Here is a 12,658-nt window from a genome sequence, read left to right on the forward strand (position 1 = left end):
TAGGCCAGTAGCTCAATTGGCAGAGCAGCGGTCTCCAAAACCGCAGGTTGGGGGTTCGAGTCCCTCCTGGCCTGCCACATGACGCGGCCTCTGGGCCGCTTGCGGGAAGCATGAACGCAAAAGCCGAAGCCGGGGCCTCCGGCCTCGACACAGTCAAGCTCGTCGTGGCCGCGGGGATCGTGATCGTCGCGCTCTGGGGCTTCTATTTCTTTGCCGAGTACTCGCTGCTGCTGCGGGTCGTGGTGCTGTTGGCGCTCTCCGGAGGTGCCGCGGCCATTGCGCTCACGTCGCTGCCGGGTCGCCAGCTCTGGCGCTTCGCCGTGGACGCCCGCATGGAGGTGCGCAAAGTCGTCTGGCCCACGCGCCAGGAGACCATCCAAACGACGCTCATCGTCATTGTCATGGTCTTGATCCTCGGCATCCTGCTGTGGCTGTTCGACATGGTCCTGATGGCAATTCTGCGCTTCCTCACGGGGCAGGGGGGCTGAGGGTGTCGAAGCGGTGGTACGTCATCCACGCCTTCTCGGGCTTCGAGAGCCACGTGAAGCGCTCCCTGGAGGAGCGCATTGCGCGTGCCGGCATGCAGGACGCCTTCGGAGAGATCCTGGTGCCCACAGAGGAAGTCGTGGAAATGCGCGGCGGACAGCAGCGCAAGAGCGAGCGGAAATTCTTCCCCGGCTACGTGCTGGTCAACATGGAGATGACCGACGACACCTGGCATCTGGTCAAGGACGTTCCCAAGGTGATGGGCTTCATCGGCGGCAAGGGTGATCGCCCCGCGCCCATCCCTGATGCTCAGGTGGATGCCATTCTGCAGCGCGTTCAGGACGGGGTTGAGAAGCCGCGACCGAAGGTGCTGTACGAGCCGGGCGAAGTGGTTCGGGTCATCGATGGTCCGTTCACGGACTTCAACGGCGTCGTGGAGGAAGTGGACTACGACAAGAGCCGGGTCAAGGTCTCGGTGCTTATTTTCGGCCGGTCCACGCCGGTCGATCTGGAGTTCGGCCAAGTGGAGAAGGGCTGACGGGCCACCGGCCGAGCCCGACCGCCGAGGCTGGACGCTCGCCGCGTGCATTCCCGCACAAGCGCTGTCGGTGGTGTGCGGTGGGAGCCGCCAAGGGATAACGCCACAGTTCCGTGCGGGAATCCAGGTGCCCCGCAGAGACCGGGCGATATCCGCAGGACACCACAAAAGTTGGAAGTCACACGGGGAGCCGGGTGAAACACATCGGCGTCTGAACCCGTAGAGGTATTCATCATGGCAAAGAAAATCAGCGCCTACATCAAGCTGCAGGTGAAAGCCGGGGAGGCGAACCCGAGCCCCCCGGTCGGTCCCGCGCTCGGTCAGCATGGCGTGAACATCATGGAATTCTGCAAGGCGTTCAACGCCAAGACGCAGGAGGTGGAGAAGGGGCTGCCCATCCCGGTGGTCATTACCGTCTACGCGGACCGCAGCTTCACCTTCATCACCAAGACGCCGCCTGCCTCCGTGCTGCTGAAGAAGGCCGCGGGCATCGGCAAGGGCAGCAGTACGCCGAATACGGCCAAGGTCGGCACGGTGAGCCGGGCGCAGCTCGAAGACATCGCCAACACCAAGATGCCCGATCTGAATGCCAACGATCTGGACGCCGCTGTGCGCATCATCGCCGGCAGTGCTCGCGCGATGGGGCTGGATGTCGAGGGGGTCGAGTAAATGGCGAAGTTGACCAAGCGGGCGAAGGCCATTCGGGCGCAGCTCGAATCCGGAAAGATCTACGCCGCCGAAGAGGCGTTCGATCTGCTGAAGACCTTGTCCACGGTGAAGTTCGTGGAGAACGTGGACGTGGCCGTCAACCTGGGCGTGGACCCGCGCAAATCGGATCAGGTTGTGCGCGGTGCTACGGTGCTCCCTCACGGCACGGGTAAGCAGGTGCGCGTCGCTGTGTTCACGCAGGGTGCCAACGCCGAGGCAGCGACCGCCGCCGGCGCCGAGCGCGTCGGCATGGAAGACCTTGCCGAGGAGATGAAGGGCGGCGCGCTCGACTACGACGTGGTCATCGCGTCCCCCGACGCCATGCGCGTCGTGGGTCAGCTCGGCAAGCTGCTTGGTCCGCGCGGTCTGATGCCGAACCCGAAGGTGGGGACGGTGACGCCGGATGTTGTCCAGGCGGTGAATAACGCCAAGGCGGGCCAGGTGCGCTACCGCACCGACAAGGCCGGCATCATCCACTGCCCCCTCGGCAAGATCGACTTCGAAACCGGCAAGCTGCGCGAGAATCTGGAAGCGCTGCTCGGCAACCTGATGAAGGCGAAGCCGAGTGCAGCCAAGGGCATTTACATGAAGAAGGTCACGGTGTCGTCGACGATGGGACCGGGACTGACCGTCGACCACGGTACGCTGTCGTTCTGACGCCGGCAGCGTCGCGTCGGAGCGTGACAACGATCGGCCGCCGGCAGAAGCGGCGGCCGGACATGCTTTGGGACATCGGTGTCGTCCACCGAGGTCCGTCAAAGACCGCAGGTGCCCGATTGCTCGGCTGGGAGCTGATGCAATGGGCTTAATGGTCGCCTGCGCAGATGTGCCCTCGAAAGCGGTCCTCGGTGTCATGCCGAAGGCCCCGATGGTGGAGCACGCGAGTGCCCGGGGTGCGCGAGGGGTGCGCACCATTGGGCGTGCTGCGGGCCATGCCCGGAGCCCCTAGGAGAAGCCTATGCCTCTGAATTTTGCTCAGAAGGAAGCCGTCGTTGCCGAGGTCTCGGAGGTCGCTCGGGACGCCTACTCCGCCATCGGCGCCGAGTACCGCGGCCTGACGGTGGCGGAGATGACGGAACTGCGCGTCAAGGCGCGTGAGGCCGGCGTCTACGTGCGGGTGGTGAAGAACACCCTCGCGAAGCGCGCGCTCGCCGATACCGAGTTTGCGTGCATGAGCGATGCCCTCACGGGTCCGCTGGTGCTCGCTTTCGGTCGTAACGATCCGGGCTCGGTGGCCCGTGTCGCCAAGGACTTCGCGAAGCAGCACGATCGTTTCCAGGTCCGGATGATCGCGCTGTCGGGACAGCTGCTGGAGGCGTCGGAGCTGGAGAAGGTCGCCAAGATGCCGACCTACGAGGAGGCCATCAGCCTGTTGATGGCCACCATGAAGGCTCCGGTGCAGAAGCTCACCAGCACCCTGAACGAAGTTCCCGGCAAGCTGGTGCGCACCATCGCCGCCGTACGCGACGCGAAGGAAGGCGCCTGACGTCAGGCTTGCATTCACGCAGCCGTCGAACCCGTCCCAAATCTGATTCGACCGGTCGCAGACCGACACCCGATTCCCAGGAGAGAACAATGGCCGTTTCCAAAGACGAAATCCTCGATGCCATCGCGAACATGACCGTCATGGAGGTCGTGGACCTCATCAGCGCCATGGAAGAGAAGTTCGGCGTCACCGCCGCCGCCGCCGTGGCTGCGGCGCCGGCCGGCGCCGGTGCCGGCGGTGAGGCCGCCGAGGCCGCCGAAGAGCAGACCGAGTTCGATGTCGTGCTCGCATCCTTCGGCTCGAACAAGGTCGGCGTCATCAAGGCAGTGCGCGCACTGACCGGCCTCGGCCTGAAGGAGGCGAAGGAAGCCGTCGAAGGCGCGCCCACCACGCTGAAAGAGGCCGTTTCCAAGGACGATGCCGAAGCGGCGAAGAAGGCACTTGAGGAAGCCGGCGCCACCGTCGAGATTAAATAAGCCGCATTGACAGCGATACAGCACCGCCCGGCCGAGGAGGCTGGCGGCCGCAGGCCGCCGGCCTTTTGGCGTTGTTGCATTGTCGTGCCACCCATGCCGTCGGCGCGCTGAGCGTGCCGCCGGCGATCAGCGTCGAGCCGCCGGCGGGTCGCGATGCGCCACCCCGGCAACCACGCCGATGCGCGGCCAGTGACTGGACCCGCCGCGCGTCGGGCCCGGCAACAGACCCCAAAGATGAGGGAAGGCAGTATGGCCTACTCGTTCACCGAGAAGAAGCGTATCCGCAAGAATTTCGGCAAGCGGCCGACCATTCTGGATGTCCCCTTTCTGCTCGCGACGCAGATCGACTCTTACCGCGACTTCCTGCAGGCGGAGCGTGCCCCTGATGCGCGCGAGGACATGGGCCTGCATGCGGCTTTCCGCTCGGTGCTGCCCATCGAGAGTTATTCCGGCAACGCCGTGCTGGAGTACGTGACCTACCGCCTCGGCGAGCCGGTGTTCGACGTACGGGAGTGCAATCTTCGCGGCGCCACCTATGCCGCGCCCCTGCGCGTGAAGCTGCGCCTGGTGATCTACGACAAGGATGCGCCGGCCGGCAGCAAGGTGGTGAAGGACGTGAAGGAGCAGGAGGTCTACATGGGTGACCTGCCGCTCATGACCGAGAACGGTACCTTCATCATCAACGGCACCGAGCGGGTCATCGTCTCCCAGCTGCACCGCTCGCCGGGCGTGTTCTTCGATCACGACAAGGGCAAGACCCACTCCTCGGGCAAGCTGCTGTTCTCGGCGCGGGTGATCCCCTACCGCGGCTCCTGGCTCGATTTCGAGTTCGACCCCAAGGACAACGTCTTCGTGCGCATCGATCGGCGCCGCAAGCTGCCGGCGACGGTGCTGCTGCGCGCCCTCGGCTACAGCACCGACGAGATGCTCGCCCTTTTCTTCGAAACGGACACCTTCCATCTGGGTGAGGCACTGGAGCTGGAGCTTGTGCCGGAGCGTCTGCGCGGCGAGACCGTGAACTTCGAGATCAGCATCGGTGACAAGGTCCTGGTGGAGGCCGGACGCCGGGTGACGGCCCGCCACATCCGCGAGCTGCAGAAGGCCGGCATCGAGCGGCTCAATGTGCCGGACGAGTTCCTGCTCGGCCGCACGCTGGCGCACACGCTGGTGGATACGGACACGGGCGAGGTCATCGCCGAGGCCAATGCCGAGATCACCGACGAGCTCCTGGCGCAACTGCGCGAGAAGGGCATCGGCCGGGTCGAGACCCTGTTCGTCAACGATCTCGACCACGGGCCTTATCTGTCCGAGACCCTGCGCATCGACAGCACCCGCACCGATCTCGAGGCGCAGGTGGAGATCTACCGCATGATGCGCCCCGGCGAGCCGCCCACGAAGGAGGCAGCGCAGAACCTGTTCCACAATCTGTTCTTCACCTCCGACCGCTACGACCTCTCGGCGGTGGGCCGGATGAAGTTCAACCGCCGCCTCGGTCGCGAGAGCACCGAAGGCGCCGGCATCCTGTACGACCACAAGTACTTCAGTGCCCGCAGTGATGACACGGCGACGCAGCTGGTGGAGGAGTACGGCGAGGCGTCGGACATCGTCGACGCCCTCAAGGTCCTGATCGAGCTGCGTAACGGGCGTGGCACCGTCGATGACATCGACCACCTGGGCAACCGTCGCATCCGCTGTGTCGGCGAAATGGCCGAGAACCAGTTCCGGGTCGGCCTGGTGCGCGTGGAGCGCGCTGTCAAGGAGCGCCTCTCCCTCGCCGAATCCGAGGGCCTGATGCCGCAGGAGCTCATCAACGCCAAGCCGGTCTCTGCTGCCATCAAGGAGTTCTTCGGCTCCAGCCAGCTGTCGCAGTTCATGGATCAGAACAACCCACTGTCCGAAGTCACGCACAAGCGGCGGGTCTCGGCCCTTGGCCCGGGCGGCCTCGCCCGCGAGCGCGCCGGCTTCGAGGTGCGCGACGTCCATCCGACCCACTACGGGCGGGTTTGCCCCATCGAGACGCCGGAAGGCCCGAACATCGGCCTGATCAACTCGCTGGCGGTGTATGCGCGCACCAACCGCTACGGCTTCCTGGAGACACCCTATCGCCGGGTCGAGGACGGCAAGGTCACCGACCAGATCGACCACCTCTCCGCCATCGAGGAGGGCGGCTACGTCATCGCCCAGGCCAACGCCACCCTGGACGACGAGGGGCGCCTCACCGATGCGCTGGTGTCCTGCCGCCACATGAACGAGTTCACGATGAAGGCACCGGAGGAGGTCCAGTACATGGACGTCTCGCCCCGGCAGATCGTGTCCGTGGCGGCGTCGTTGATTCCGTTCCTGGAGCACGATGACGCGAACCGCGCGCTGATGGGCTCGAACATGCAGCGCCAGGCGGTGCCGACGCTGCGCGCCGAGAAGCCGCTGGTGGGCACCGGCATGGAGCGGGTGGTGGCCAAGGACTCCGGTGTGGTGCAGTGGGCGCGTCGCGGCGGTGTCATCGACTCGGTGGATGCCGCGCGCATCGTGGTGCGGGTCAACGACGAAGAGACCGAGGCCGGCGAGCCGGGTGTGGACATCTACAACCTGACCAAGTACACCCGCTCCAACCAGAACACCTGCATCAACCAGCGCCCGCTGGTGCGCCCCGGCGATCGCATCGAGCGTCATGACGTGCTCGCCGACGGCCCCTCCACGGACATGGGCGAGCTGGCCCTGGGGCAGAACCTGCGCGTCGCCTTCATGCCCTGGAACGGCTACAACTTCGAGGACTCGATTCTCATCTCCGAGCGCGTGGTGCAGGAGGACCGCTTCACGAGCATCCACATCGAGGAGCTCACCTGCCTCGCCCGCGACACCAAGCTCGGGCCGGAGGAGATCTCCAGCGACATTCCGAACGTGGGCGAGGCGGCGCTGTCGAAGCTGGACGAGTCCGGCATCGTCTACATCGGCGCCGAAGTGCGCGACGGCGACATCCTGGTGGGCAAGGTCACGCCCAAGGGCGAGACGCAGCTGACCCCCGAAGAGAAGCTGCTGCGCGCCATTTTCGGCGAGAAGGCTTCGGACGTGAAGGACACCTCCCTGCGTCTGCCGTCCGGCATGGCGGGCACCGTCGTGGACGTGCAGGTGTTCACCCGCGACGGCGTCGAGAAGGACAAGCGCGCGCTGCAGATCGAGGAGATGGAGCTAGAGCGCATCCGCAAGGACCTGGGAGACCAGCAGCGCATCATGGAAAAGGACTCCTTCCAGCGCATGGAGAAGCTCCTGGTGGGCAAGGTCGCCGACGGCGGCCCCGCCGGGCTGAAGGCGGGCACCAAGATCACCAAGACCTACCTCACGGAGCTGGCCGACGAGCATGGGCGCGACCGCTGGCTGGAGATCCGACTGCGCAGCGAGGAGGCGGCGACGCAGCTCGAGGCCGCCGGGGCGCAGATCAAGCTGCAGCGCGAGGAGTTCCGCGACCACTTCGAGACGAAGAAGCGCAAGATCACCCAGGGCGACGAGCTGGCGCCCGGCGTGCTCAAGATGGTCAAGGTCTATGTCGCCGTGAAGCGCCGCATCCAGCCCGGCGACAAGATGGCCGGTCGCCACGGCAACAAGGGCGTCATCTCCCGCGTCGTGCCGGTGGAGGACATGCCCTTCAGCGCGGACGGCGAGCCGGTGGACATCGTGCTGAACCCGCTGGGCGTGCCCTCGCGCATGAACGTCGGCCAGGTGCTGGAGACGCATCTGGGCTGGGCGGCCAAGGGGCTCGGCCAGCGCATCGACGCCATGCTGCGGGGTGAGGCTGCGGCCGCGGATGTGCGCGGCTTCCTCGAAGAGCTCTACAACACGAGCGGCAAGAAGGAGGCCCTCGACGAGCTGAGCGACGAGCACGTGCTTGAGCTGGCCCGCAACCTCACGGGTGGTGTACCGCTCGCCACGCCGGTCTTCGACGGCGCCACCGAGGACGAGATCCGGCAGATGCTGCGCCTGGCGGGGCTTGCCGAGTCCGGGCAGACGACGCTCTACGACGGCCGTTCCGGCGAGTCCTTCGAGCGCCCCGTCACCGTCGGCTACATGTACATGCTGAAGCTGAACCACCTGGTGGACGACAAGATGCATGCCCGTTCCACCGGCCCTTACAGCCTGGTGACCCAGCAGCCGCTGGGCGGCAAGGCGCAGTTCGGCGGCCAGCGCTTCGGCGAGATGGAGGTGTGGGCGCTGGAGGCCTATGGCGCCGCCTACACGCTGCAGGAGATGCTGACGGTGAAGTCGGACGACGTGAACGGCCGCACCAAGATGTACAAGAACATCGTCGACGGCGACCATCGCATGGAGGCCGGCATGCCCGAGTCCTTCAACGTGCTGGTCAAGGAGATCCGCTCCCTCGGCATCAACGTCGAGCTGGAACAGGACTAGTTTCGGATACGCGTCACGAGCTGCGAGCAGCGAGTCACGAGGGGCGCCGGACACCCCGGGAGTCGACGCCTTTCGGCGTGCGCCCTTAAGACTCGAAGCCCGCGCCTCCAAACTCGCACCTCGATACTCGAGCCTCGAAACCTTCTTCAACGGAGATCGGCTTTGAAAGATCTGCTCAGAATCATCAAGCAGCAGGGTCAGGCCCTGGAGTTCGATGCGATCCGTATCGGTCTCGCGTCGCCGGACATGATTCGCTCCTGGTCCTACGGCGAGGTCAAGAAGCCGGAGACCATCAACTACCGCACCTTCAAGCCGGAGCGCGACGGCCTGTTCTGCGCCAAGATCTTCGGGCCGGTCAGCGACTACGAGTGCCTGTGCGGCAAGTACAAGCGCCTGAAGCACCGCGGCGTGGTGTGCGAGAAGTGCGGCGTCGAGGTGACGCTCGCCAAGGTACGCCGCGAGCGCATGGGCCACATCGACCTGGCGAGCCCGGTGGCGCACATCTGGTTCCTGAAGTCGCTGCCCTCACGCATCGGCCTGCTGCTCGACATGACGCTGCGGGACATCGAGCGCGTGCTCTATTTCGAGTCCTTCGTGGTCGTCGATCCGGGCATGACGGTGGATCTGGAGCGCGGCCAGCTGCTCACCGATGAGCAGTACCTGGACGCACTCGAAGCCAACGGCGACGAATTCGACGCGCGCATGGGCGCCGAGGCCGTCTTCGAGCTGCTGCGCACCATCGACCTCGATGCTGAGATCCGCACCATGCGGGAGGAAATCGAGGCGACGAACTCCGAGACGAAGATCAAGAAGCTCTCCAAGCGCCTGAAGCTCATGGAGTCGCTGCAGCTCTCCGGCAACCGCCCGGAGTGGATGATCCTGACGGTACTGCCGGTGCTGCCGCCGGAGCTGCGCCCGCTGGTGCCGCTGGACGGCGGTCGCTTCGCCACCTCGGACCTGAACGACCTGTACCGGCGCGTCATCAACCGCAACAACCGCCTGAAGCGGCTGCTGGATCTGGTGGCGCCGGACATCATCGTGCGCAACGAAAAGCGCATGCTCCAGGAGGCGGTGGACGCGCTGCTGGACAATGGCCGGCGCGGGCGGGCCATCACCGGCACCAACAAGCGCCCACTCAAGTCGCTGGCCGACATGATCAAGGGTAAGCAGGGGCGGTTCCGGCAGAACCTGCTCGGCAAGCGCGTGGATTACTCCGGGCGCTCGGTCATCGTGGTGGGCCCGACGCTGAAGCTGCATCAGTGCGGCCTGCCGAAGCGTATGGCCCTGGAGCTGTTCAAGCCCTTCATCTTCAGCAAGCTGCAGAGTCGCGGCCTGGCTGCCACCATCAAGGCCGCCAAGAAGATGGTCGAGCGCGGCACCGCCGAGGTCTGGGACATCCTGGAGGAGGTCATCCGCGAGCATCCGGTGATGCTGAACCGCGCACCGACCCTGCACCGCCTGGGCATTCAGGCATTCGAGCCCGTGCTCATTGAGGGCAAGGCCATTCAGCTGCACCCGCTGGTGTGCACCGCCTTCAACGCCGACTTCGACGGCGACCAGATGGCCGTGCACGTGCCGCTGTCGCTGGAGGCACAGCTCGAAGCCCGGGCGCTGATGATGTCCTCCAACAACATCCTTTCGCCCGCCAACGGCGAGCCCATCATCGTGCCGTCGCAGGACGTGGTGCTGGGCCTCTACTACATGACCCGCGAGCGGATCAATGCGAAGGGGGAAGGTCTTGTGCTCTCCGGCGTGAAAGAGGCGCAACGCGCCTACGAGACCGGCCAGGCCGCCCTGCACGCGCGTGTCAAGGTGCGCATCCGCGAGGTGCTGCCGAACGAGCAGGGCGAGATGGAAGAGCACTGGAGCATCAAGGAGACCACCGTCGGCCGGGCCATGGTCTGGGAGATCGTGCCCGATGGCCTGCCGTTTGCCCTGGTGGACAAGGCGCTCGGCAAGAAGGCCATCTCCAGGCTCATCAATCAGTGCTATCGCGAGCTGGGCCTCAAGGACACCGTGGTCTTTGCCGACCAGATCATGTACCTGGGCTTCCGCATGGCGACGCGCGCGGGCGTCTCCATCGGCCTTGAGGACATGGAGGTACCGGACGAGAAGCCCGAGATTCTCGGCCGCGCGGAGGAAGAGGTGAAGGAGATCGAGGACCAGTATACCCAGGGTCTGGTCACCAACGGCGAGCGCTACAACAAGGTCGTGGACATCTGGTCCCGTACCAATGACCAGGTGGCCAAGTCCATGATGCGCAAGCTGGGCAAGGATCAGGTCGTCGACCGCGAGGGCAACACCCAGGAGCAGGACTCCTTCAACTCCATCTTCATGATGGCCGACTCCGGTGCGCGCGGCTCCGCCGCACAGATCCGTCAGCTCGCCGGCATGCGCGGTCTCATGGCCAAGCCGGATGGGTCCATTATCGAGACGCCCATCGCCGCCAACTTCCGCGAGGGGCTGAACGTCATCCAGTACTTCATCTCCACGCATGGCGCGCGCAAGGGCCTCGCGGACACGGCCCTGAAGACGGCCAACTCCGGTTACCTCACCCGGCGCCTGGTGGACGTGGCCCAGGATATGGTGGTGCTGGAGGAGGACTGCGGCACCGAGAACGGTCTCCTGATGACGCCGATCATCGAAGGAGGCGATGTGGTGGAGCCGCTGCGCGAGCGCATTCTCGGCCGGGTCACCGCCGCGGATGTGTACAAGCCCGGCACCGATGACGTCCTGTTCGAGGCCGGCACGCTGCTTGACGAGTATCGCGTGCAGGAGCTGGAGGTGCTCGGCATCGATCAGGTGCTGGTGCGCTCGACCATCACCTGCGAGGCGCGGGTCGGCGTCTGTGCACAGTGCTACGGGCGCGATCTGGCCCGTGGCCACCGCGTGAACCAAGGCGAAGCGGTGGGTGTCATTGCAGCGCAGTCCATCGGCGAGCCCGGCACCCAGCTGACGATGCGGACCTTCCACATCGGCGGTGCCGCGTCCCGCGCCGCGGCCGTGAGCAACGTGCAGGTCAAATCCGACGGCACGGCCCGGCTGCACAACATCAAGACCGTGCAGCATCACAGCGGCAACCTGGTGGCGGTGTCCCGCTCCGGCGAGCTGACCGTGTCGGACGAAAAGGGGCTTGAGAAAGAGCGCTACAAGATCCCGTACGGCGCCACGCTCAACGTGGGCGACGGCGACCGTGTCGAGGGTGGTCAGATCGTCGCCAACTGGGACCCGCACACCCACCCGGTCGTCACCGAGGTGGCGGGCAGGCTGCGCTTCGAGGACTTCGTGGACGGCGTCACGGTGCAGAGCAAGACCGACGAGGTGACGGGGCTCGCCTCCGTCGAGGTCATCGACCCCAAGCAGCGCCCGGCGTCCGGCAAGGACCTGCGCCCAACCGTCATCCTCATTGATGACAATGGCGAGGAGCTGAAGATCGCCGGCACGGATATGCCGGCCCGCTATCTGCTGCCCTCCGGTGCCATCGTCAGCGTCACCGATGGGGCCGACGTGGGGGTCGGTGACATCCTGGCGCGTATTCCGCAGGAGTCGTCCAAGACCCGCGACATCACCGGTGGTCTGCCGCGTGTGGCGGACCTGTTCGAGGCACGCAAGCCGAAGGAGCCGGCGCTGCTGGCCGAGGCCACCGGCGCCGTCAGCTTCGGCAAGGACACCAAGGGCAAGCAGCGCCTCGTGATCACCACGGACGACGGCGAGACCGTCGAGTCCCTGATCCCGAAGTGGCGCCATGTCAGCGTGTTCGAGGGTGAGCGCGTGGAGAAGGGCGAAGTCATCTCCGAGGGCGAGCTGAACCCGCACGACATCCTGCGCCTGAAGGGCGTCACGGCGCTGGCCGAATACCTCGTCAAGGAAATCCAGGACGTGTATCGGCTGCAGGGCGTGAAGATCAACGACAAGCACATCGAAGTCATCGTGCGCCAGATGCTGCGGAAGGTCGAGGTCACCAACGCCGGCGACACGCGGCTGCTGCGCGGCGAGCAGGTGGACTATGGCGCGTTACTGGCGGAGAACGAGCGCGTCAAGGCCGAAGACAAGCACCCGGCCCTGTTCGAGCCGTTGCTGCTCGGCATCACCAAGGCGTCGCTGGCCACTGATTCCTTCATCTCGGCGGCCTCCTTCCAGGAGACGACCCGGGTGCTCACCGAGGCCGCCGTGCGCGGCTCCGTCGATGGGCTGAACGGACTGAAGGAGAATGTGATCGTCGGTCGCCTGATTCCGGCGGGCACCGGCCTGGCCTATCACAACGAGCGCCGTCGCAAGCGCCAGGAAGAGTCCGGCACCGACGCAGACGAGCGCATGGAGCTGGCCGCCGAAGAGCTGGAGCAGGCGCTGAAGCAAGCGCTCAACACCTCGGATTCCGAGGCGGAGTAGCGCGATCTGCTGTCGTCGGTCCGGCGGGTCGAGTCGCCTTGTCACGGCGTCTCGCCCGCCGGTACCCGGCCCCGCGCCCTCAGGTCTTCATCAGCGTGCAGCCCTGAAGCATGACCGAGCCTCCCCAGCAACGGCGCCGTCGGGCGGGGCGTTGAGGAATGTTGTTGTCGCAAA

8 protein-coding genes and 1 tRNA gene are annotated in these 12,658 nt (G+C 65.7%); all 9 read left to right on the forward strand.

All coding sequences use genetic code 11. The features are described from left to right. Window position 1: 1 nt before the first annotated feature. The 9 genes from QZ607_RS24610 to rpoC all read left to right on the forward strand — a co-directional run bounded on the left by QZ607_RS24610 (window position 2) and on the right by rpoC (window position 12,484). A tRNA-Trp gene (locus QZ607_RS24610) sits at window positions 2-77 on the forward strand. A gap of 33 nt (window positions 78-110) precedes the next feature. Beyond that, entirely contained in the window at window positions 111-488 is a 378-nt protein-coding gene (gene secE, locus QZ607_RS24615; protein WP_295888540.1) for a preprotein translocase subunit SecE, read from the forward strand. A 2-nt stretch (window positions 489-490) separates the two neighbouring features. Beyond that, window positions 491-1,024, forward strand: a complete 534-nt coding sequence (gene nusG, locus QZ607_RS24620; protein WP_295888543.1) for a transcription termination/antitermination protein NusG — start codon at window positions 491-493, stop codon at window positions 1,022-1,024. A 234-nt stretch (window positions 1,025-1,258) separates the two neighbouring features. After that, window positions 1,259-1,693: a 50S ribosomal protein L11 gene (rplK, locus tag QZ607_RS24625; RefSeq protein ID WP_295888546.1), complete on the forward strand. Its 435-nt coding sequence runs from the start codon at window positions 1,259-1,261 to the stop codon at window positions 1,691-1,693. Next, a complete protein-coding gene (gene rplA / locus QZ607_RS24630; RefSeq protein ID WP_295888548.1) occupies window positions 1,694-2,389 on the forward strand; it encodes a 50S ribosomal protein L1 in 696 nt (231 codons plus the stop codon). 301 nt (window positions 2,390-2,690) lie between these two features. Further along, entirely contained in the window at window positions 2,691-3,218 is a 528-nt protein-coding gene (rplJ, locus tag QZ607_RS24635; RefSeq protein WP_295888550.1) for a 50S ribosomal protein L10, read from the forward strand. Window positions 3,219-3,307: 89 nt separating this feature from the next. Continuing rightward, window positions 3,308-3,694, forward strand: coding sequence for a 50S ribosomal protein L7/L12 (gene rplL, locus QZ607_RS24640; protein ID WP_295888552.1), 387 nt, complete (start codon window positions 3,308-3,310; stop codon window positions 3,692-3,694). Window positions 3,695-3,943: 249 nt separating this feature from the next. Next, window positions 3,944-8,095, forward strand: a complete 4,152-nt coding sequence (rpoB, locus tag QZ607_RS24645; protein ID WP_295888555.1) for a DNA-directed RNA polymerase subunit beta — start codon at window positions 3,944-3,946, stop codon at window positions 8,093-8,095. Window positions 8,096-8,257: 162 nt separating this feature from the next. Beyond that, window positions 8,258-12,484, forward strand: a complete 4,227-nt coding sequence (rpoC, locus tag QZ607_RS24650) for a DNA-directed RNA polymerase subunit beta' (protein WP_295888558.1) — start codon at window positions 8,258-8,260, stop codon at window positions 12,482-12,484. The last annotated feature ends 174 nt before the right edge of the window (window positions 12,485-12,658 follow it).

This window comes from uncultured Thiohalocapsa sp. (genome assembly GCF_913063425.1).
GTDB lineage: Bacteria > Pseudomonadota > Gammaproteobacteria > Chromatiales > Chromatiaceae > Thiohalocapsa.

What these genes read in the sequence shown, in the direction of transcription:
- secE (WP_295888540.1), top strand. Translation starts at nt 111, where the DNA reads ATGAACGCAAAAGCCGAAGCCGGGGCCTCCGGCCTCGACACAGTCAAG.
- rplK (WP_295888546.1), top strand. Translation starts at nt 1,259, where the DNA reads ATGGCAAAGAAAATCAGCGCCTACATCAAGCTGCAGGTGAAAGCCGGG.
- rplA (WP_295888548.1), top strand. Translation starts at nt 1,694, where the DNA reads ATGGCGAAGTTGACCAAGCGGGCGAAGGCCATTCGGGCGCAGCTCGAA.
- rplJ (WP_295888550.1), top strand. Translation starts at nt 2,691, where the DNA reads ATGCCTCTGAATTTTGCTCAGAAGGAAGCCGTCGTTGCCGAGGTCTCG.
- rplL (WP_295888552.1), top strand. Translation starts at nt 3,308, where the DNA reads ATGGCCGTTTCCAAAGACGAAATCCTCGATGCCATCGCGAACATGACC.
- rpoB (WP_295888555.1), top strand. Translation starts at nt 3,944, where the DNA reads ATGGCCTACTCGTTCACCGAGAAGAAGCGTATCCGCAAGAATTTCGGC.